The 22,255-nt window shown below is 47.5% G+C and carries 23 protein-coding genes; 5 read left to right on the forward strand and 18 right to left on the reverse strand.

Annotated features, from left to right (window positions below; genetic code table 11):
* Positions 1-176 precede the first annotated feature (176 nt).
* The 4 genes from ABEW32_RS23390 (at position 177) to phnE (ABEW32_RS23405) (ending at position 3,662) form a co-directional block, all read left to right on the forward strand.
* Positions 177-1,145, forward strand: a complete 969-nt coding sequence (locus ABEW32_RS23390; protein WP_430192276.1) for a phosphate/phosphite/phosphonate ABC transporter substrate-binding protein — start codon at positions 177-179, stop codon at positions 1,143-1,145.
* A gap of 101 nt (positions 1,146-1,246) precedes the next feature.
* Positions 1,247-2,017, forward strand: a complete 771-nt coding sequence (gene phnC / locus ABEW32_RS23395; protein ID WP_430192425.1) for a phosphonate ABC transporter ATP-binding protein — start codon at positions 1,247-1,249, stop codon at positions 2,015-2,017.
* The gene (gene phnE / locus ABEW32_RS23400) at positions 2,014-2,868 is read left to right on the forward strand and encodes a phosphonate ABC transporter, permease protein PhnE (protein WP_430192278.1); all 855 of its coding nucleotides are present in this window, start codon (positions 2,014-2,016) and stop codon (positions 2,866-2,868) included. The genes phnC and phnE (ABEW32_RS23400) overlap by 4 nt, the downstream gene beginning before the upstream one ends.
* Positions 2,865-3,662: a phosphonate ABC transporter, permease protein PhnE gene (gene phnE / locus ABEW32_RS23405; RefSeq protein ID WP_430192280.1), complete on the forward strand. Its 798-nt coding sequence runs from the start codon at positions 2,865-2,867 to the stop codon at positions 3,660-3,662. The genes phnE (ABEW32_RS23400) and phnE (ABEW32_RS23405) overlap by 4 nt, the downstream gene beginning before the upstream one ends.
* An 85-nt stretch (positions 3,663-3,747) precedes the next feature.
* On the opposite strand, the gene ABEW32_RS23410 is transcribed toward phnE (ABEW32_RS23405), so the two are convergent.
* The 16 genes from ABEW32_RS23410 to deoR form a co-directional block, all read right to left on the reverse strand.
* Entirely contained in the window at positions 3,748-4,878 is a 1,131-nt protein-coding gene (locus tag ABEW32_RS23410) for an aminotransferase class V-fold PLP-dependent enzyme (protein WP_430192282.1), read from the reverse strand.
* Between the two features lie 161 nt (positions 4,879-5,039).
* Positions 5,040-5,918 (reverse strand): sulfate ABC transporter permease subunit CysW, encoded by an 879-nt coding sequence (gene cysW, locus ABEW32_RS23415; RefSeq protein WP_430192284.1) that lies wholly within the window; start codon positions 5,916-5,918, stop codon positions 5,040-5,042.
* A 98-nt stretch (positions 5,919-6,016) separates the two neighbouring features.
* On the reverse strand, positions 6,017-6,850 hold the full coding sequence (gene cysT, locus ABEW32_RS23420) for a sulfate ABC transporter permease subunit CysT (RefSeq protein ID WP_430192286.1): 834 nt from the start codon (positions 6,848-6,850) through the stop codon (positions 6,017-6,019).
* An 80-nt stretch (positions 6,851-6,930) separates the two neighbouring features.
* Entirely contained in the window at positions 6,931-7,995 is a 1,065-nt protein-coding gene (locus ABEW32_RS23425; protein WP_430192288.1) for a sulfate ABC transporter substrate-binding protein, read from the reverse strand.
* Positions 7,996-8,361: 366 nt separating this feature from the next.
* On the reverse strand, positions 8,362-9,039 hold the full coding sequence (locus ABEW32_RS23430; protein ID WP_430192290.1) for a hypothetical protein: 678 nt from the start codon (positions 9,037-9,039) through the stop codon (positions 8,362-8,364).
* A gap of 116 nt (positions 9,040-9,155) precedes the next feature.
* The gene (locus ABEW32_RS23435; RefSeq protein WP_430192292.1) at positions 9,156-9,650 is read right to left on the reverse strand and encodes a hypothetical protein; all 495 of its coding nucleotides are present in this window, start codon (positions 9,648-9,650) and stop codon (positions 9,156-9,158) included.
* Positions 9,651-9,697: 47 nt separating this feature from the next.
* Complete coding sequence (locus ABEW32_RS23440; RefSeq protein ID WP_430192294.1) at positions 9,698-9,925, reverse strand: hypothetical protein; 228 nt, start codon at positions 9,923-9,925, stop codon at positions 9,698-9,700.
* A 263-nt stretch (positions 9,926-10,188) separates the two neighbouring features.
* On the reverse strand, positions 10,189-11,379 hold the full coding sequence (locus ABEW32_RS23445; protein ID WP_430192296.1) for an MFS transporter: 1,191 nt from the start codon (positions 11,377-11,379) through the stop codon (positions 10,189-10,191).
* 48 nt (positions 11,380-11,427) lie between these two features.
* A complete protein-coding gene (locus ABEW32_RS23450; RefSeq protein ID WP_430192298.1) occupies positions 11,428-12,000 on the reverse strand; it encodes a TetR/AcrR family transcriptional regulator in 573 nt (190 codons plus the stop codon).
* A gap of 201 nt (positions 12,001-12,201) precedes the next feature.
* A complete protein-coding gene (locus ABEW32_RS23455) occupies positions 12,202-13,503 on the reverse strand; it encodes a pyrimidine-nucleoside phosphorylase (protein WP_430192300.1) in 1,302 nt (433 codons plus the stop codon).
* Positions 13,504-13,535: 32 nt separating this feature from the next.
* Positions 13,536-14,243, reverse strand: coding sequence for a purine-nucleoside phosphorylase (deoD, locus tag ABEW32_RS23460; protein ID WP_013373173.1), 708 nt, complete (start codon positions 14,241-14,243; stop codon positions 13,536-13,538).
* 79 nt (positions 14,244-14,322) lie between these two features.
* Positions 14,323-15,507 (reverse strand): phosphopentomutase, encoded by a 1,185-nt coding sequence (deoB, locus tag ABEW32_RS23465; protein WP_430192302.1) that lies wholly within the window; start codon positions 15,505-15,507, stop codon positions 14,323-14,325.
* A 29-nt stretch (positions 15,508-15,536) separates the two neighbouring features.
* Entirely contained in the window at positions 15,537-16,715 is a 1,179-nt protein-coding gene (locus tag ABEW32_RS23470; RefSeq protein WP_430192304.1) for a NupC/NupG family nucleoside CNT transporter, read from the reverse strand.
* A 74-nt stretch (positions 16,716-16,789) separates the two neighbouring features.
* Positions 16,790-17,185 (reverse strand): cytidine deaminase, encoded by a 396-nt coding sequence (locus ABEW32_RS23475; protein ID WP_430192306.1) that lies wholly within the window; start codon positions 17,183-17,185, stop codon positions 16,790-16,792.
* A 30-nt stretch (positions 17,186-17,215) separates the two neighbouring features.
* Positions 17,216-17,878 (reverse strand): deoxyribose-phosphate aldolase, encoded by a 663-nt coding sequence (deoC, locus tag ABEW32_RS23480; RefSeq protein WP_430192308.1) that lies wholly within the window; start codon positions 17,876-17,878, stop codon positions 17,216-17,218.
* 209 nt (positions 17,879-18,087) lie between these two features.
* On the reverse strand, positions 18,088-19,023 hold the full coding sequence (gene deoR / locus ABEW32_RS23485; protein WP_430192310.1) for a DNA-binding transcriptional repressor DeoR: 936 nt from the start codon (positions 19,021-19,023) through the stop codon (positions 18,088-18,090).
* A gap of 275 nt (positions 19,024-19,298) precedes the next feature.
* Between deoR and ABEW32_RS23490 the strand changes: the two genes are divergently transcribed.
* Positions 19,299-19,712 (forward strand): chemotaxis protein CheW, encoded by a 414-nt coding sequence (locus tag ABEW32_RS23490; protein WP_430192312.1) that lies wholly within the window; start codon positions 19,299-19,301, stop codon positions 19,710-19,712.
* 47 nt (positions 19,713-19,759) lie between these two features.
* On the opposite strand, the gene ABEW32_RS23495 is transcribed toward ABEW32_RS23490, so the two are convergent.
* Positions 19,760-20,878, reverse strand: coding sequence for a slipin family protein (locus tag ABEW32_RS23495; RefSeq protein WP_430192314.1), 1,119 nt, complete (start codon positions 20,876-20,878; stop codon positions 19,760-19,762).
* 709 nt (positions 20,879-21,587) lie between these two features.
* Positions 21,588-22,217, reverse strand: coding sequence for a class I SAM-dependent methyltransferase (locus ABEW32_RS23500; RefSeq protein ID WP_430192316.1), 630 nt, complete (start codon positions 22,215-22,217; stop codon positions 21,588-21,590).
* Between the last annotated feature and the right edge of the window lie 38 nt (positions 22,218-22,255).

Genomic DNA, 22,255 nt, shown 5'->3' on the forward strand with positions numbered 1-22,255 from the left:
AATTCGCATAGATATCACCTATGCCCCCTAAGCAGATGATAAATTTTACATCATTTTTACCAAAGTCAGGAGTGGTTTTTACCCTAGCTACGGGACTAGCTGTTAAGATTTGGTTTGTCACTGAATTTACAGTTTTTTTAAATCTTCGTTATTACGATATTTAGGGGGAAATTATTTTGTTCAAAAAAGCACTGACCTTGTGCATGACCTTCACACTGGCAGCGGGTTTAGCCGCTTGTGGCTCAAATGCAAGCAATAATAACAGCGCCTCCACTCCAGGTACAGATGGCTCTAAAAACGAAAGCACAGCCTATGTCCCTAAAGAGTTAAAGGTACAGTTCGTTCCTTCTCAAAATGCAGATACACTCGAAGCCAAGGCAAAACCGCTCGAAAAGCTGCTGGGGGACAAGCTCGGAATTCCGGTAAAAGTAACCGTATCTCCTGATTACAATACAATTGTGGAAGCCATGTCTTCCAAACAGGTCGATGTAGGATTCCTTCCGCCGAACGCTTATGTACTGGCACACGATAACCGTAAAGCGGCCGACTTGCTCCTGCAAGCTCAACGCTACGGTATTGAAGATGCCACAGGCAAGGACACGACTGAAAAAGTAAACTTTTATAAAGCAATGATCGTGGTGAAAAAGGATTCTCCGATTCAAAGTCTGGCTGATCTGAAAGGCAAGAAGGTGGGCTGGCAAAATGTTACCTCCTCCGCAGGCTATGTGTATCCCGCAGCAGAGCTGAAAAAAGCTGGCGTGGACCCAGATACGGATGTGCAGGGTGTGACGATCAAAGGCCACGACGCTGCTATTCTGGCACTGCTGAACGGCCAGGTTGATGCTGTTGCTGTTTTCCAGGATGCACGTAACACAGTGAAGAAGGAAATCCCGGACGTATTTGAAAAAACACGTGTCATTCATTACACAGCTAAAATTCCAAATGACACCGTCAGCGTACGTTCCGATATGGATCAAACGTGGAGAGACAAAATCGCCCAAGCCTTTATCGACATTGCCAACGATCCTGAAGGCGGCGCAATTATTAAAGAAATTTACACCCATGTAGGTTATGAAAAGGGCGACGATAAAAACTTCGACTCTGTGCGTGAATACGCAGAAGCTGTCGGCCAAGCAGTAAAGTAACAGCTACGAAACAGGCTTTACGAATGACAGGGCAGCACCGTCCATGTATTCATGGCGGTGTTGTTTTCATTCCACCCCATCAGGGAGAAAGTTGGGAGCAAATGATCGAATTTCGAAACGTATCGAAAACATACCCGAACGGCACCACAGGGTTGAACAATATTAATTTGACGATTCAGGAGGGGGAAATGGTCGTCATTGTCGGCTTATCCGGTGCAGGTAAGTCCACCCTGCTGCGTTCCATTAACCGACTGCATGACATTACGTCCGGCGACATCGTTGTAGGTGGCAGGTCTGTCACGTCTGCCGGAAGCAGCGAGCTGCGGCGCATTCGCCGTGATATCGGCATGATTTTTCAAAGCTTCAACCTGGTTAAGCGTTCGACGGTGCTTCGCAACGTACTTTCCGGCCGCGTTGGTTATCATTCGACGCTGCGGACCATTCTCGGTCTCTTCCCAAAGGAAGATATCGAACTGGCACTAACGGCGCTGGAACGCGTAAACATCCGCGAAAAAGCTTACAGCCGAGCCGATGAGCTGTCCGGCGGTCAACAGCAGCGTGTATCCATCGCGCGTGCCCTGGCGCAGGAGGCTAAAATTATCTTGGCAGACGAGCCTGTCGCGTCGCTCGATCCGCTGACCACCCGCCAGGTGATGGACGACCTCCAGCGAATTAACCGTGAAATGAAGATTACGACCATTGTCAATCTGCATTTCATTGATCTGGCGCGCGAATATGCAACACGGATCATCGGCTTACGCGCGGGAGAAGTCGTGTTTGACGGCACGCCGGAGGAGGCTACGGATGAAGCTTTTGCGGAGATCTACGGCCGGGCTATCAAGCATGATGAACTGCTAGGAGTGGGATCATGAAGCCCGACTCTACTGCCCAGCCGCTCTCTTCAACGCAACCGTCACCATCTGCTGGACCGCCGCAGCCAGGCAAGCCGTCCGCAGGGCCACCTTTGCCAGGACGCTACAAGCGTTACGCTACCTGGATGATTTTTATCGTAGTGCTGGTGGCCTGCTCCATTCATACGGATGCCACGCCTTACCAATTGATCGTCGGCCTACCGGAGATGGGCAAATTGCTGGAGGAAATGTTTCCTCCAGACTGGAGTTACCTGCCTACGATCTGGAAACCGATGCTGGAAACAATCCAGATTGCCATTGTCGGCACGACACTGGGAGCCATTTTGGCAGTCCCTGTCGCATTGCTATGCGCTTATAATGTGATGCCGCGCAAGCTGATCTCGCTGCCGATGCGCACGATCCTGAATCTGGTACGGACGATTCCCGATTTGCTGTTTGCCTCGATCTTTGTGGCCGTATTCGGCATCGGACCGTTTGCAGGGATGCTTGCCCTGCTCTTCTTTTCCTTCGGGATCATCGCCAAGCTGACCTTTGAGGCGATAGAAGCCATTGATCCTGGCCCCCTGGAGGCTATGACTGCTGTTGGCGCGAGCCGCATTCAAGTTATCGCGTTTGGTGTAGTTCCGCAGGCACTGCCTTATTTTGTGTCATATTTGCTGTACACCTTTGAGGTTAATGTGCGTGCAGCTTCTGTGCTGGGGCTGGTCGGCGCTGGCGGCATCGGTCTGCTGCTTGACCGCTCCCTCGGACTATTCCGATATGACCGGGCAAGCATTATTATTCTACTGACCCTCGTCATCGTCCTTGCGATTGATTACGGCAGTAATCTGCTACGGAGGAAATTATTATGAATGATCCTACGCTTCGCAGACCTATTGGCCCCCGCCTGCGCTTATGGGCGATAGCCATTCTGCTAATTATTATTTATATTTGGGCTTTTCGCGGGATGCAGTTTGAAGGATTACAGGGGACAGCCAAAAGCGTATCAGTTGCGATATTGGACGGCTTTCTTCATCCCGACTGGTCGTTTGTCTACATCCCTGAGGGGGAGGATTTGCTGCGTGGGTTGCTGGATACACTGGTCATTTCAGTGCTCGGAACCTTCGTGTCCGCATTTGTCTGCCTTCCGTTTGCCTTTTGGGCATCCAGCAATATGACCCGTCTGCGTACCTTATCAGGTAGCGGAAAATTTGTACTTAGTGTCATCCGGGTATTTCCCGAAATGATCGTCGCTATCCTATTCATTAAAGCCGTGGGTCCCGGCTCATTTGCAGGTGTGCTTGCCCTCGGCATTCACTCGATCGGCATGCTGGCCAAGCTGTTCTCAGAAACGATTGAAAGTGTCGATCACGGGCCGCAGGAAGCTTTGATTGCATGCGGCGCCAACCGTTGGCAGGTCATTTTCTTCGCCGTGCTGCCGCAGGTGATTCCACAGTTTCTTTCCTATTCGCTCTATCGTTTTGAAATTAATATCCGGTCCGCAACCACGCTCGGTCTGGTAGGTGCAGGCGGAATTGGTACTCCGCTGCTGTTTGCACTCCAAATGCGCAACTGGAACCGGGTAGGCGTTATTTTACTCGGCATTGTAGTGTTGATCATTTTGACGGATCTGGTATCCGGCTGGCTGCGTAAACGGATCGTATAATTAAAAATTTCTAACTCAACAAAAGCCTCTCCTGTGTAAAAGGGACATGCAATGCCCCCATTGACTCGGAAGAGGCTTTTGCTATTCAACAACTCCCAGCCAGTTCATCGATAACTCGCCGAACTTCCTCTGCTGTATTGTAAAAATGCGGGGCCACACGGATGACATCCTTTCGTGCCGACACAATCATATTCCGGCTCCGCAAATGCCTCTCTACCGCCAACACGTCGGCTACTTCAACAGCGAGCAGGCTTGGTAATGTGCCTCCTCCGTCAGGTATGCGTATGTGTAACCCTTTACTGCGTCCATATTCAAATGAAAAGTCCATCAGCTCATACATATAGGACTGGATGTCCGTGACCCCAATCTCCAGTAGCAGCTTTAAGGCTGCATTGGCAGCAAAGATGCTAATGAAGGAAGGTAATCCTGTCTCAAAGCGGCGAGCTCCCGCCGCTGGAGCCGGATGAGCAATATCAAACCGGGAGGAGGGCTCCTGTCCGAGCCAGCCTGTAAGACGAGGCTTGAAGCGGTCTATTTGGTCTTTGCTTATATAAAGAAACGCCACGCCTGGTATCCCCAGCATATATTTGCGTGCTCCTGCGACTAGAATATCTATGTCCATTGCCTTTACATCCACCGGAATCATGCCTGTAGACTGATAAGCATCCACGAACAGTAACGCCTGATTTCGGTGAGCTATATTGGCAATGGATTTGAGATCCTGCTGAAATCCGTTGGTATAATTCACATGGGACACCATAATAAGCGCAGTATTCTCCTTAATATGCTCCTCATACTGCTTTAGGGTCACTTCTCCCTCCGTAGAAGGGATACAGCAAATATGATCACGGAACAGCTCCTGCGCCTGCCAGATGTGCCCCACCGTCGGAAAGTCGGTGTCCGCATACACAATCCCTTCTTTTCCCGGCACATAAGGAAGGGCAGTGGCCACACCGGCAATCGCTTCAGAGGCTGAGGACAGCACCGCAATTTCGTTAGGCTCCGCCCCGATGAGTTTGGCAAAATGCCCTCTGGCTTCCTCCAAACGTGCCATAGATAGGGCGCCGTTATGACCGTGTTGCAGCAAACTTCGATGGTATTCCTCAATGGCCGCGGAAACCGGTCTCGATATCGCCCCCTGGGAACAGCTTCCTACATGGATATGTGAGGACAGCACCGGAAACAACTGACGATAGGACTGAAACGGATGTTTCATATTTCCCTTCGCTCCTCCTGGGCACACTGACGTGCCTTGATATGATCATTTTATTATCCATATAAGCCACCTTAGAACAAGAGCCTCTCTTCCCATCTTCTCGCCGTATACAGACGATAGACATAAAGAGAGGCCCTATTGGATCATATACACAATCTCAATTAATGCACGCGTTTACGTCCAAACCAGCTTTTAAGCACCAGGGTTGCCAGAGCAAGAAGCAGCAGTAACGAGGCCACCGCAAAAGATGCCGAGAACTGATACTCGTTATACAAAATCTCCACATGCAGTGGAAGTGTATTCGTCTCTCCCCGAATATGTCCCGAGACAACGGATACTGCACCGAACTCCCCCATGGCTCTCGCATTACACAGAATAATGCCATACAGCAAACCCCACTTGATGTTCGGCAGCGTCACTTGCCAGAAAATACGCCAGCCGCGCGCGCCCAGCGTGACCGCCGCTTCCTCCTCCTGCTGTCCCTGATCTTCCATCAGCGGAATAAGCTCGCGTGCTACAAAAGGAAAGGTAATGAACAGTGTTGCCAAAATAATGCCCGGCAAAGCAAAAATAATTTTAATATCATGCTCGTACAGCCACGGCCCAAGCCAGCCCTGTGCGCCGAACACTAATACATACATCAGGCCTCCGACGACAGGCGAGATCGCAAAGGGTAAATCAATTAAGGTGACCAGCAAGCCTTTGCCGCGAAATTGAAATTTCGTGATCAGCCAGGCGGCAGCTACACCAAATACCGTATTCAGTGGAACCGTTATCGCTGCCACCAGTAGCGTCAACCGCAATGCGGACATGGCATCCGGGTCCCGAAGCGCTTCAACGTATACGCTCCATCCCTGCTTGAGTGCTTCGGTAAGGACGACAATTAGCGGCAATACCAACACCCAGAGCAAAGCTAAAAAAGCAGCCCCAATGAGCGTCCACTTCACCCAAGGGGCTTCAGTTGTAACCCTGTTGGGCGGTGCGGATGCAGGCACTGGTGCAACAGAAGCAAGCTCCTGCCCAGTTATCGCTTGTGACATAGTATACCTCCTTGAACACGGGGTTTAATGCGAAGGCCTCTGCTGTCTCTAGGCTAACGTTAGACCGTTGCATTAGAGATTTACATTTAGACCGTTATTTAGATTGCACGGCGCCGCGACCAGCGCTGAATACTGTTAATCACGAATAACAGCACGAATGAAATGACCAGCAGCATTAACGCTACCGCCGTCGCCCCTGCATAGTCATTTTGCTCCAGCTTGGACATAATGAGCAGTGGAGCAATCTCGGTCTTCATCGGCATATTGCCAGAGATGAAGACGACAGAGCCGTACTCGCCAATACCGCGGGCAAAAGCGAGCGCAAAGCCCGTCAGCAGTGGCGGCACCAGTTCCGGCACAATAACGCTGCGAAAGGTACGCCATCTGCCCGCTCCCAGCGTAGCAGCCACCTCCTCCTCATCCTTGTCCAGCTCCTCCAACACTGGCTGAACTGTCCGTACGACGAACGGAATACCAATAAACATTAACGCGAGCGTAATCCCCGTCTGTGAGTACGCCAATTTCCACCCAAGCGGTTCAAACAGCGAACCGATCCAGCCGTTCTGTGCATATAGAGCGGTCAACGCAACCCCTGCCACCGCCGTAGGCAAAGCAAAGGGCAGATCAATGACCGCATCAAAAATTTGTTTCCCCGGAAACTCATAACGCACCAATACCCAGGCGATTAATAAACCGAGGAACAGATCGATCAGCGCCGCAGCCGCAGCACACAAAAAGCTCACCTTGTAGGAAGCCAGCACCCTGGCATCCGTCGCCACGTCCCAAAACTTCTCCCACGTCAGCCCGGTTGAATTCAGGAGCAGTGCTGATAATGGCACCAGCACCACCAGACTGAGGTACAGCACACTATAACCCATTGTTAACCCGAATCCGGGAAGTACGCGTTTTCGGGCGGCTTGCATTTGACTCATGTTCTGTCCATCCCTCTCTGCATCCTTTGACTAAGACACTCGGCGCCTACCGATCCACTGGCCTTCACAATCCACTTATGTCATGAACCTCCAGGTACATAAATCTGGTCAAAAATACCCTTGTCGCTAAAATGCTTTTGCTGTGTCTCTTTCCATGTCCCGAATATATCCTTCAAGGTTACGAGCTCCAGCTTAGGAAATTGATCCTTGAACTTTGCTGTCACACTCTCCAATGTTGGGCGGTAATAATTTTCGGCAGCAATGGTCTGCCCTTCTTCACTGTACAGATATTTCAGGTATGCGTCCGCTACCTCGCGTGTACCTTTTTTATCTACCACCTTATCGACTATCGCTACCGGAGGCTCAGCCAAAATACTGATCGACGGATATACGATATCGAATTTATCCGCACCTAGCTCCTTCACAGAGAGCAGTGCTTCATTTTCCCAAGCGATCAGTACATCGCCAATTCCACGCTCTACGAAGGTCGTCGTCGCTCCACGTGCTCCGCTATCCAGTACCGGCACATGCTTATACAGCTCCTGTACAAACTGCTGCGCTTTGGCTTCATCGTTATTGTTCTTTTTGAGCGCATAGGCCCAAGCTGCAAGATAGTTCCAGCGAGCTCCACCCGAGGTTTTAGGGTTCGGTGTAATGACCTGCACATCGCCGCGGATTAAATCGTCCCAGTCCTTAATCCCCTTCGGGTTCCCTTTACGTACCAATAACACGATGGTTGATGTGTACGGGGAACTGTTATGCTCATATTTACTTTGCCAGCCCTCTTTAACAAGCCCTTTTTCCTGTAACGCATCAATATCGTAGCCCAGGGCTAGTGTAACCACGTCTGCATCCAACCCATCCTGCACAGAGCGGCTTTGCTTGCCAGATCCCCCATGAGATTGCTTGATCGTAACCTTCTGCCCTTTCTCCTTCTCCCAATGGGCGGCAAACGCTTTATTATATGCCTCATACAATTCACGGGTCGGATCATAAGAAACATTGAGCAACTCCACGTCCTTGGAGCCAGAAGCAGAGCTACCACCCGCTTGCGTCCCCTCCTTGCTTGCGGAGCAAGCACTCAGCATCATCGTTAAAACCAAAGATAGTCCGAGAATTAGCCGAATTTTGTGTTTCCTCTTCATCAAGGCACCCCTCATTCTATGTAATTTGTAAATACACATTCATTTACGCCTGTTATTTACAGACATAATCAAAAAAAAGGGCGGAGAATTCCCTGATGCAGCCCTGATAGGTCAAACCTGTCGCGTGTACAGTGTCTGCCTGCTGTTCCTAGAGGTTCTCCGCCAGAATGGCGAGATTATACTTTAATTCTTTAATTCCTACCTGTTTAATGAGTTATATGGATATAATACGAGAGTTTATGAGGGATGTCAAACCTTTTTTTGGTATGATATGATCTATAATTTTACTTCTTCAAGGGGGGACAGTCAGAAACATTCTATACGTTTCCGACCGCCTAGAGGGCATGTGCACACGTGGAGTACAACTTAGTTTGCTACCGTTTCGAGGTTGATTGAAAAGACTCCAAAATGCTTCGGATTGTCCGTAGCTCTTCTCAGCCACAGCTCGCCTGATCCAACCATAACTCCCTGATAATTAACAAACAATTCATCTGTCTTTTGGTTCACCAGCGCTTCACGAATCGCATCTGTAAAAATCTGATCATATTTGGCCATAAAATCTTTTTTGTTCGGAATCGTCAGCGACTTTTCAACATCATTGACACGCAGAGGGTACAAAATATAATCGGCTACCTTCTCCTTGTCATTGTCAGCAACCGCCTTCTGCAACGCTTTGAATGTATTCAAAAACGCTTTAGGATCTTGAATACCTGCTACCTCAAAAGGATTTTGGGAGGCATTAGGGGCTGTAGAAGAGGTATCTGATGAAGTAGCTGGAACGGAAGGAGCTGACTTTTGCGCATCTGTACTGCTGTTTTCTGCACTCTCGCTCTCCTTAGCCGCTTTGTCACTTTGGGCTGAACCACTCTGCTTGTCTCCAGCTTTATTCTCGATCTTGCTTGTACTGTTCCCGACATCACTCGTATCAGTATTATTATCCTGACCACAGCCTGTTAGAGCTACAAATGTAAGTGTAAGTAAAATGGCTGTAAGTGACAGCCTCCGTGACATTTTGTGATTATCGGACTCGTGTTTTTTGGGCACAACGGGTCATCCTTTCTGCTTTCTACTCTGACCTATTCTGTTCATTAAGTCTTCAACCGTTCTATTGTAACATAAGTAGACTAATGACCGCATGTCGTGCCCATTCTGGAAGGAGCTTACAGTGTAATATATGCGAAGGTTTTAACGCTTCCTTGTGATCCATCGTCCGTACTTACTTTCAAAATTAACTCTTTCCAGGAGTCATCTGTAGCTTCATGCTGTCCCTCTGGCTTGGTAAACAGCAGATCGCGGCGTTCTCCCGGCTGCAACGTTTGGCTGGAAAATCCGCTCGTTGTGCCTTGCAAGTCTGATCCATTCGAACTGTTGAGCTTGTATCGTACGGGTTGCTTGCCTGTATTCTTGATACTGATATACAGCTTACGCCCCTCTTCAAATCTAAATTCTGTTTGTCCTTGTCCTCCGAATTGCATCTCCTGATCATGTATAATGCGTTTTGCTGCGCTTCCTGGCTCGCTCTGTATACGAAGTGGAACCTTCGAATGGCTCTGATTGACTTCTGTGATGGTTGATGACGGAACGCTCATATTGGCCCAAGCGACATAACCTACGATCACCCCCGCTACACCCATCCAAACCCATTTTTCCACCATTTCATATCCCTCCTTCACAAAATATGCTGAAGCTGCGCTATATAAATTCAGTCATCACCATGATTACACAGATGAAACGGCTTATCTTCTATAAGAAAGCGATCCAGCCAGGTCATGTCATATATAAAATCGGGTGCCGATTCGATCAATCCGTTCACAATGTTCAAGGAACGCAGATTTCTCAGGCTTTGTATCTCAGCGGGCAGCATACGGATTCCACTATACGAGATATCCAGATACTCTAGCTGCTGCAGCTCACCGATTGCAGGAGGCAATTGCCGGAATGCCAGTTCCTCCTTGGGGATTACCTTTTGGTCTGGTGCCGGACGATCATAGCATAATCAATTAGTCTTTCATAAGCTGTCCCACGAACATCGCTGTATAATCGGAACATGTCTCTCCTCCTCTGGCTGTGCTGCGCCCTGAAAATAAAAAAAGCCAAACTCATATCTATTATGAGTCTGGCTGTCATATTTTTCAAACTCACTTAAAGGAATCCATCGGGTGGCTCTCTATCTAGATCATCCATATGAGTAGGTTACACGTTCAACGTGTTACGGGACTTTTTCTTATCCTGCACACTATATACTACAAAGATAATTAAATAAGCCGCAATCAGCAAAGTAGAGAACAAGTACATTGTTTTGTAAGACGTTAATCCGGCAACCATCCCTAGAATCAAAGATCCGCCTCCAACCCCCAAATCGAAAAAATTATAAAAAGAGCCTACAGCGTCCTCTCGCTCATCTTCTCCGACTACACTGATTGCCCAAGCCTGTAAAGCTGGAAAAATAGCTCCGAAACTCGCACCATACAGCACAGCAGCCATTAAAAATTGTAGCTCGGTCTGTGATGAAGTGACCATAACGATGGCGACGATAAGCACAATTCCTGCGGGGATCAAGATATAAGCTGGACCTTTAGTATCAAAAATCCTACCGGACACCAGCCGAACGAGAAAGCTTGCCATAGCCACCGTAAAGAAGAACCAGGCCGCATTGGTAAAGCCCTGCTCCTTGGCAAATAGGGCCACGAAAGACATCACTCCCCCTGCCACCACGCCAATTAGTAGCACAAGACCGGATTGCAGCAGCACTCTTTTTTCAAATAATTTAAATGGAACCTTCTTTTTGTCCTTTGCTGTATCTGCCGTCGTGGGATTCGCAGAACGTCGACGAACCCATATGCTCATCACAAGCGACAGCAGCAAAATTATAGCTCCCGTGGAAAATAGCCCACTAAAATCTGCTGCATGAAGCATCCATATGCCGAGCAGGGGTCCGACTGAAATCGCTACGGTTTCACCTACGCCAAAGTAGCCCATTCCTTCCCCCATACGATGAGGAGGCAAATCATCTGATGCTGAGGTAGCATACAATGTGCTCGCAATACCGAATCCAAAACCATGCACTAGCCGAAAGACTAACAATAGTACCAAACTGGTGGAAAACATGTAGCTTCCCGTTGCCAGCATACAAATGACAACACCAATAATCAGTACATATTTCTTGTCCAAAAGCTGGATCAGTGTGCCGGAGAATGGACGAATCAATATAGCCGAGCACATAAACACGCCTGTCACCAAGCCAATCTGTGACGGACTGCCGCCAAGACTTTCTACAAACAGTGGCAACGTGGGCATAAGCATTTCAAATGCCATAAATAATAGAGCGTTGGATATCATCAAAAATATAAAATTTCTGGACCAAAAGGTTTCTTTAACAGACACAGCTCTCTTCCCCCAATAAAACCATGTTTATTTCAAAGACTTAGATGTTCAGTTCAAAATCAAGCCGTGCCAGTAAATATCCCAGGAGCTTTCCAGACGCGGATCAAAACCAGCGGTGCCGTTGTACACCAGTTCTACCAGCATCCCTTCAATCAAATTCATATAGGCTGTAGTGGCAGATTGAACTGGAACACGAAGCTTAACCGACGTTTCGGCTGCCAGTCGCTCATATACCAAGCTGGTTTTATGCTGGACATAGCGTGTGACCAAAGCCTGAACCTGGTTTTCCAGCGCAGATGGAATCAGAAATCCGACATACAGAATCAAACGCAGATTCATGGCGCTCTCATAGCGCTCTTTGAATTCAATAATTAATCCTCGCAAAACAGCTTCAAGTGATTGTTCAGCTTGAGCTTGAAAATAACGATCCAGCTCCAAAATCTCTTGGTCTACCGCGTCCGCAAATATGTCTAAGAACAAATCATCTTTGCTTTTAAAATGAGCATAAATAGACTGTTTTTTAATTCCTACCTCATCAGCAATCAATTGTAGGGAGGCGGCATCGTATCCCTTTCTCGCAAATTGCTTTAGGCTAGCTGTTTTAATTTTTTGTAGTGTCATGTGTTCCCTCCAATAACCTTACGAACGGTCGTCAGTTTGTAGATTCAGTATAGTTCCCTCACTAGAAATTGACAACTGCATTTTTTAATTCTAGTTTAGTTACCTGCGCTGAGCACAAAAAAAAGCCGAAGCCCTGTAATGTAGGGGCCCCGGCTCTATAAGCATTGATCTGCTAACACTTTGTACTATACAGCTCAAATATTATTCTGTCACTGTTCCGTAGATCAACACGGGCGCATCCGCATGATCCGCAATACGGATGTTTGCGTAGATTTTCTCCAGCACCTGATCTACGTCTTCACGGTTGGCATGGATAGTAACCAGAGAATCGCCTTTTTGAACCGCATCACCGACTTTTTTGTTCAGCATCAAGCCGACAGCCAAATCAATCTCGGATTCTTTGGTCGCGCGTCCTGCTCCCAGCAGCATCGCAGCAGTACCGATTTCGTCAGCCACGATTTCAGCTACTACACCGTCCTGCTTTGCAGGTACTTCAATAAGATACTGCGCTTGCGGCAGACGTTCAGGATGATCCACTACAGAGGCATCGCCGCCCTGGTTCGCAATAAACTCTTTGAATTTCTGCAACGCTTTGCCGTTACGAATGACCTCTTTGAGCTTCTCTTCAGCGTCTTCGAGAGAATCTGCTTTTCCAGCCAAAAATACCATCTGACTGCCCAAAGCCATACACAGCTCTTCCAGATCTTTAGGGCCTTCGCCACGCAGCGTATCAATTGCTTCTTTAACTTCCAGCGAGTTCCCGATGGCCAGCCCCAACGGTTGACTCATGTCAGAAATAACCGCCATGGTCTTGCGACCCACATTATTCCCGATGCTTACCATGGCATGTGCCAGTTCTTTGGCATCTTCTACTGTTTTCATGAATGCGCCCGCACCTGTCTTGACATCCAGTACGATGGCATCAGAGCCGGCAGCAATTTTCTTACTCATAATCGAGCTGGCAATCAGCGGAATCGAATTTACTGTGGCTGTAACGTCACGCAGGGCATACAATTTTTTATCCGCAGGTGTCAGGTTGCCACTTTGTCCAATGACCGCAATTTTACTACGATTCACCAAATCCACGAATTCATCCTTGCTGATTTCAACGTGAAAGCCTGCAATGGCCTCCAGCTTGTCGATCGTTCCGCCCGTATGGCCAAGGCCGCGACCTGACATTTTCGCTACTGGAATGTCCAAAGCTGCTACAAGCGGAGCCAGGACCAGTGTAGTCGTATCACCCACACCGCCGGTGGAATGCTTATCGACCTTTACACCTTCAATCGCGGACAAATCAATCGTATCTCCTGAGTGAACCATTGCCATGGTCAAATCAGCACGTTCCCGTTCGGTCATATCTTTGAAGAAAATAGACATTGCCAATGCACTGACCTGATAGTCAGGAATTTCACCCTGAGTATAGCCTTGGATAATAAAGTTAATTTCCTCAGTGCTCAGTTCTTTTCCGTCACGTTTTTTTTCAATCAAGTCTACCATTCTCATATGTCATTTCTCCTCACTGTGCGTATGATCGTTTACAGGGATACTGCTGTATCCAGTGCAACTTCCATCATTTCTTTAAAGGTGGTTTGCCGTTCCTCTGCTGTCGTTTCTTCGCCTGTCAGCAAATGATCGCTTACCGTCAGAATGGTCAGGGCGTTTACGCCGAACTTGGCTGCCAGCGTATATAAAGCCGAAGTCTCCATCTCCACACCCAGCACGCCATATTCCATCAGCTTTTGTACCACTGATTTGTCATCACGGTAGAAGCTGTCTGAGCTGAATACGTTGCCGACGTGCATATTCAAGCCTTTAGCAACACCGCGATCATAAGCACCCTTTAAGAGAGGGAAGCTGGCAATCGGTGAGAAATCATAGCCGCCAAAGATATGGCGGTTCATGCCAGAGTCTGTACAGGATGCCTGTGCCAAAATGACGTCACGAACGTGCACATGCTCCTTCATTCCGCCACATGTACCCACGCGGAACAAGTTTTTTACACCGTACTCGCTAATCAGCTCGTTGACATAAATACTGATGGAGGGCAGCCCCATCCCGGTTCCCTGTACAGACAGGCGTTTGCCCTGGTATGTTCCCGTGAAACCGAGCATTCCGCGCACCTCGTTGTAGCAGGTCACATCCTCCAGATACGTTTCAGCTATAAATTTCGCCCGCAGCGGGTCTCCTGGCAGCAAAATCGTTTCTGCAATCTCTCCAGGTTTGGCTCCAATGTGTACACTCATGTTTTTATTCCTCCGTCCCAATTGTCCATGCTTATATTGTTACTAATTATCCGGCCTGCACTCTTGCTGAGATTCTAGATTACTGAAGCTCTGCCAAAAAGCTAGTTCCATGCTCAGGCAGTTTTACACCGAAGTTATCCGCTACGGTCGCTCCAATATCCGCAAACGTCTTACGAACCGCCAGTTCCTTGCCTCCAGCTGCAAAACGAGGGGAATATACCAGCAAAGGCACATATTCGCGGGTATGATCTGTTCCGCGATATGTTGGGTCATTCCCATGGTCTGCGGTGATGATTAGCAGATCGTCATCAGTCATTTTGGCAAAGACCTCTGGCAGACGGGCATCGTAATCGTCCAACGCTTGACCGTACCCCTGCGGATCACGGCGGTGGCCGTATACAGCATCAAAGTCCACCAAATTCAAGAAGCTTAGTCCGGTGAATTCCTCGTCTAGCGTAGCCACCAGCTTATCCATGCCATCCATGTTGGACACCGTGCGCACGGCCTTCGTTACACCCTCTCCATCATAAATGTCAGAGATTTTACCCAAGGCAATTACATCCAAGCCCGCATCCTTCAGTTCATTCATTGTAGTACGACCAAATGGCTTGAGCGCATAGTCATGTCGATTGGAGGTACGAGAGAAGTTCCCTGGCTCACCTACGAACGGACGGGCAATAATGCGGCCCAGCATGTACGGATCTTCCAGCGTGATTTTACGACAGAACTCACAGATCTCATACAGCTCCTTCAAAGGTACAACTTCCTCATGCGCCGCAATTTGCAGCACTGAATCCGCTGAGGTGTAGATGATGAGTGCACCTGTTTTCACATGTTCTTCGCCCAGCTCGTCAATGATTTCCGTGCCGCTGGCTGGCTTGTTGCCAATGACCTTGCGGCCTGTGTGCTCCTCAATGCGCTGGATCAGCTCATCTGGAAACCCATCCGGGAATACACGGAAAGGAACTGCAATATTCAAGCCCATGATTTCCCAATGACCTGTCATCGTGTCCTTGCCATTGGAGGCTTCCTGCATTTTGGTGTAATACGCGAGTGGCTTATCGGCCGCTGGCACACCTTCTATGGAACGAATGTTGGACAGACCGAGCTTACCCATATTCGGCATGTTCAGACCGCCGCGTTCGCGGGCAATATGACCGAGTGTATCTACATCATAATCATCAAACTTGGCAGCATCCGGTGCTTCGCCGATACCAACCGAGTCCATAACGACCAAGTGAATACGTTTAAATTTAGACATCATAAAAATCCTTTCCTGATTCGCTGTTTTTTTTACAAAAACAACCCTGCAATCGTTGCCGACAGCACGCTAACCAGCGTCGCCCCGTACAACAGCTTCAGACCAAAACGGGCCACTACATTTCCCTGTTTTTCATGCAGACCCTTCACAGCCCCGGAAATGATACCGATGGATGAGAAGTTTGCAAAAGATACGAGGAATACCGATACGATCCCGATCGTACGCTCGGACAAGCCTGTTTGCTTGGTCAGATCCAGCATAGCCACAAATTCGTTGGACACGAGCTTGGTAGCCATAATGCTGCCCGCCTGCACTGCCTCGTTCCACGGAATCCCCATAACAAAAGCGAACGGTGCAAACACATAGCCAAGCAGCGCCTGAAAGCTGATCCCAAACAACCAGGAGAAAATGCCGTTAACCATGGCAATCAGCGCCACAAAACCGATCAGCATCGCAGCTACTGTAATAGCAACCTTGAAACCGTCCATAATATATTCCCCGAGCATTTCGAAGAAGGATTGCTTCTCTTCCTCTTGAACCTCCAGTAAATCATCTTCCTTCTCAATCTTGTACGGATTAATAATGGAAGCGATAATAAAGCCGCCGAACAGGTTCAACACCAATGCGGTAACCACATATTTGGGGTTCAACATTTGCATGTAGGCTCCCACAATCGACATGGATACAGTAGACATCGCAGATGCACACAATGTATACAGCCGATGCTGCGGCAGCAGACCAATTTGCTTTTTGACGGAAATAAATACCTCAGATTGACCCAGGATTGCTGAAGCTACAGCGTTGTAGGATTCCAGTTTACCCATTCCGTTTACTTTGCTCAAGACAAGCCCAATATATTTAATAATGAAAGGCAGTACTTTTACATATTGTAAAATCCCGATCAATGCGGAAATGAACACGATCGGCAGCAGTACCCCGATAAAGAACGGTGCCGCCCCTTCATTGGCAATTCCGCCAAATACAAAGTTGATCCCTTCGCTGGCATATCCCAAGAGACTGTTAAAGCCAGCTGCAAAGCCCTTGACCAAAAATTCACCAATCCCTGTGTTCAGCAATACAAACGCTAGCGCCGCCTGCAAAATCACCATAACCACCAGTGGACGATACCTGATTTTACGTTTGTCACTACTGGCAACGTAAGTAAGTGCAAATACAACGAGCAATCCCACCAGCGCGATTACATATTTCATTTCATTTCCTCCTCATACATTAAGCGCTTACATTGACCATAAAAAGAATGCGCCCCAAAGAGGCATTCTTTTTTTTATTTTCCCAAATCCGCAGGTCGAAAAGCACCCGGCAGTAATTGATCCATCGTCCACTCTTCCGTATTGCCATGAAGGTTTGTCAGATAAATTTTGGTATCTTGATGAGCAAATTCGGAAATAACCTGACGACAGGCCCCGCATGGAGACACAGGCCCTTCCGTATCAGCTGCTACCGCAATCGAATCAATTTGACGGCAGCCTTCGGATACCATTTTGAAAATCGCTGTTCGCTCTGCACAATTGCATAAGCCGTAGGAGGCATTCTCCACATTACATCCGTGATAAATCGTACCATCGCTTCCGAGAACCGCAGCCCCCACTTGAAAATTCGAATACGGAACATATGCCTGCTTGCGCGCCTCAAGCGCTTTCTGAATCAATTGCTCCTTCATCGCGAATCCCTCCATGACCTCAAAATAAACTTAGTAGGAAGATGTAGATTGCTCGCCCTCGATGATTTTCACACCGGAACTTGCTCCGATCCGGCTTGCGCCAGCTTCTACTAATTTTTGCACATCCTCTAGGCTGCGTACGCCGCCAGAAGCTTTAACACCAATCTCAGGTCCTACTGTTTTGCGCATCAAAGCTACGTCTTCCACAGTTGCTCCACCTGTAGAGAAACCCGTCGAAGTTTTCACAAAATTCGCTCCAGCTTTGACGGACAGCTCACACGCCTGTACCTTCTCTTCGTCTGTCAGCAGGCAGGTTTCGATAATCACTTTTACCAGCGTACCCTTAGCCGCTTCCACAACCGCACGGATATCCTGCTCGACCAGCTGTACATCACGCGCCTTCAAAGCGCCAATGTTAATGACCATGTCAATTTCAGTTGCACCGTTAGCAATAGCATCTTTCGTTTCAAACGCTTTCGTGGCCGATGTATTGGCTCCCAGCGGGAATCCGATAACCGTACAAATAGCCACGCCTGTGCCTGCGAGTTGTTCGGCCGCATAAGCTACCCATGCCGGATTTACACATACAGAAGCAAACTGGTACTTTTTCGCCTCAGCAGTCAATTTTGTAATTTCGTCCTTCGTTGCATCTGCACGCAACAATGTATGGTCGATTAATGCTGCAATATTCATATCTAAAAGCTCCTTCATTTAATAAATAATGTGAAGAAAATAGTCGTTTATTTCTCTGTGATGAGATCATCATAGCACGGACTTGAACATATGTAAAACATATTTTGAAATTATGTTCAGGCTTGTACATAGGGCGTTCACCCTACAATTCATGTTACCCTGTAGGCACACGCTGTAACCATGTTTAATTGGATTAAGGCCAACATGCTCTATTGTAAAAGTGCTTGTGCTGTAAACTGATCCGTCACCAAGATATTCGCATACTTGCCATGCAGCGATGCCCGAATAGCCTCTACTTTACGCTGCCCTCCAGCTACAAGGATGGACTTTTCCTTCTTTCGCAGCTCAGGTAAATCGATTCCTACCGTACGGCTGTTGATTTCCTGACTGCATATGTTGCCCTCATCGTCAAAAAAGCGTGAGCAAATGTCGCCCTTGCCGATTTTTTGCAGCAGCTTCTGCTCTTCATGGTTAAAATAGCCTAAGCGGAACAGCAGTGCATCTTCCTTGACCGTACCCACCGTAAACACCGCAATGTTCGCCTGCTTGCCCAGTTGAATGATGCGCTGGATATGCCGATCCTCCTCAACCATTTTCTTAACAGCTTGACTGTCGAAAATCACAGGCAGCGGCAAATACCGAGCGATGGTATGAAAGGCTTCTGCGAATAAATTCACGGTTTCCACAGCATAAGTGTTGACATGTGAATGGCTTACGCCTCCCTTGAGCTGAACCACCTCTACTCCCTTGACCTGCTTTTGCTGGAGATGAAGCGCCACCGCATGCATGGTTGTTCCCCAGGTCACTCCAATAATATCAGCATCCTGCACCGTTTCATGCAAATAATCGGCTGCTTTTTTGCTAATATGCTTCTTGATCTCCTGATATTCATTTAACGGCGAATAACAGACCAGCACGGTATCCAGCCCGTATTTCTTTTTCACCTGCTCTCCGAGCGCGTCCATATCCTCCATAGGGTCCACAATACTGATCCGCACGTATCCCTGTTCCTTGGCAGCCTGAAGTAACCGCGATACCGTAGGCCGCGATACCCCGAGTCTGACCGCAATATCTTGCTGACTATAATCGTTCAGATAGTATAACCTGGCTGCCTCGATACTTAACCGCTGCTTTTCATGATCCATTCTACCTCAACCCGCTTATCTTAGAATGTAGTGTCGTTGGACACAGCTTTAGCCCCAACAATATATATGTAGGGAAACTCGAAGCCACGCCTTGTCCGTTTGGCTGTTATTTTGGAAGATTTAACTGCTCGTTTGTGATATTCTGTGATTAACTAAAACCATTTTACCGCATCCTCCACTTTATCGTTCCATCTATTAAAACGCAATAGTTAACCCAATTTATCGCTCGTTCACAACTTGTGATGGACTTATCTGAATATGTAAGGAGAATTGCTATGTCTGAATATATTGTGTGCAGTCTGGCGGACAAGAAGTTCGCGTTAAATTTTCTGGAAGTAGAAGAAGTTATGAATGCCAAAAAAGGAACGCCGCTTCCCTTCTCCGAAGCGTGGCATGAAGGAATGGTGACCATTCGCGGCGATGTATTTACAATCCTTAATCTACGCAAAAAGCTGCTTCTTCCCGCATCAAGCGATTCCTCTGAGGACAAAATGATTTTGCTCAGTCGTGCGAAGATTGCCTTGCTTGTCGATCAGGTAGAGGATACGGCATCTGCTGAAGATAGTCAGCTACAAAGCAATGAGGAAGAGTGGCAACGCGAGTTGTTTCCTACTGTGATGGAGCACCGGGGTGCTCATATTCCGGTGATCGATATGGACGCTTTCCTTGCATCCACCAAGACGAATTAAAATGAAAAATACTCCCGAACCTTGACATCGTTCGGGAGTATTTTCTGTTATTGGAGTCCCTGCCCCTCTTTCATATGAACCAACGTGTTCAGCTGCTCCAGTAGCGTATTTCCGCCAGTCAGCGATATCGTACCAATCTTCTCGCAGATTTTTTCCATGAATTCCAGCTCTTTGAGTCGATAGAGAGTGACATTTTCGTCCATCAGCTTGGCCGTATTAAGCAGACTACGAGTGGATGCTGTCTCTTCACGTCGTGTGATAAGGTTGGCTTGTGCCTTCTTTTCTGCCAATAGCACCGTATTCAGAATATCCTTGATATCCCCCGGCAAAATAATATCCTTCACCCCTGCGGATGTGAAAGTAACCCCATATTCACCGCTCTGCTCATTCAGTCGCGTCAAAACGTATTCCGCAATCTCCTGCTTCATTTTCAGCAGATCATCCAGCTTCATCGTGCCTACGTATTCGCGCAGCAGTAGTTGAAGCATAATGTATATTTGTTCCTCATATGCTCTGAACTCCAGCGCCCGTAGCGGCTCGATAATACGGTACTGACAGACGAAGTTAAGGCGCAGTGTAATTTTGTCCTCTGTCATGATTTCCTGCCCCATCAGATCCATCTGCTGCTGTCGCATATCTAATGTTTTGATCTCTGTGTTCACCGTGGACAACCAGAAATAATATTTGCCCGGCTTCAGTTCACCTTGCAGCACATTATCATAATACAAAAAACCCAATTCATGGCTAGCCACCTGAAGGGCCTTCCAGAAGCCCGGTGTCTTGGACAAGAACGCTTGCCCCAAAGCTTTATCAATTGCAGGCTGCCGGGTATCTGCACGAACAAAGCGATGCTCCTTGAGCGTGTTCCAAAATGCATATTTTCCGGCTGTCAGCAGCTCTACAAACCGATTATCCTCATAATGCAGCACATATTCATGGTCCTCTACATCAATGACAGTCAATTGCTCCAGCAATAAAGGATCTGTCAAAAACAGACGAATATCATGATCTGGTACAAAAAATGATTCGGCTACATTTAAAATTTCAACTGTTTCCTGCTGAAATGTCTTCAACAGGTAGGTCCCTGGCTGCAACAACTTGTGGTAGCTTCCTTTTTTGAACAGCAGTCCGCGCTCATCGGCTTTAATCATTATTTTCTTAAACATCATATCACTCCTAGTATTGATAATCCTCAGCTTAAAAACAGGCTTCTTCGTGTATATGGCGGCTTCGCTTCTTCAAATTCAAATGGCCGCTCGCTTCTTCGTACGTTGGGTCAAAACACATTTTTAAAATGAGGATTTTTTATTTTTATTTGTTGTAGCAGGGATAGTACCCTTGCAGAGCACCCCTCCGGTGTGGAGGGCGGGGCCAAGCTTAAGGAAAAAGAAAGGTGCCGCCTGTTCCCGTGTTCCGGGGATGGAATTCATCAGCCCAACATCGACTATGAATCCTTATCTCCGATACCTCGAGCCCTACCCGGCGCTTGCTCTCTCCGGTATCCGCTGGCCGCATAGCCACCGCCCCGGTATCTGTCATCAAGACCAGACATGGGATGCTCTTATCAGGGTCTTTTCATTGTTTTATTCGATCATTCGAATACTCTACCAGAAGTCGCTTGGAAGGCGATTGGGAATCGAACCCTAATTGTTGGTGGATACATCAGATTTACAGGATACCTGGCCCCATCAGGGCAGGCACTACGGGATCTTTGGAAATCCTCGCCTCGGTAATATCTTCCTGCATCAGCCTTTATCATTATTGCGTACCCTTGCACTCACGAACATGGCGAAAGTATTACGACCCCATAAAAAACAAAAAAAGACACGGAGGAAACATAGTTGCTTCCCTCGTGTCTTTTTCTCACCATTCAGATTATAGCTCTTTTTGACATTTCACCATAATAAATTTAAATGGAGGTTTGCTTTCCATGTTTTTATGTGGCTCAACAATTTCCGAAAAATCTGTTAGTCCATATTTTCCGAATTCTTCTTTTATCGAGTCTGCATCATAAAAAAACATTTTCACCCCATCCATGATCTCAAAATAGTCTTTACCTAGCTGCTGTCCCTTTCCAAACATCGGGGCTTCCTTTGAAATAGTCGTAAAAACCATATATCCATTGGGCTTTAGCTGATGATAGCAATCCTTAATAAACTTCTCTCTCTCTTGCTTGTTCAATAAGTGAATAAGCGCATAACAAAATATACCATCATAAAGCTTGTTATCGAAAGGCATATCCGTTACGGAGCCATGAAAAATACTAATATTGAGCTCTTTTTGTCTCGCCAAATCAATCGCTGTTTTTGAAATCTCAATACCTGTCACATTTATTCCGTTGTCAACAAAAACCTTGGCATTTCTCCCATATCCAATACCAGGTATCAATATTTCCTTAACGTTCTTTTCAAGAAAAAAGTCCTTGGTCAGCATTGCTGAGTCTGAAGGTTCAAATCCCCACATCATTTGATTTTCTATAAAGCTGGATTCCCAAAATTCAGTCATACCTTGTATCTCCTCTGTATTTATACCATCCAAAATTT

Source organism: Paenibacillus jamilae (genome assembly GCF_050482105.1).
Taxonomy (GTDB): Bacteria; Bacillota; Bacilli; order Paenibacillales; family Paenibacillaceae; genus Paenibacillus; species Paenibacillus jamilae_B.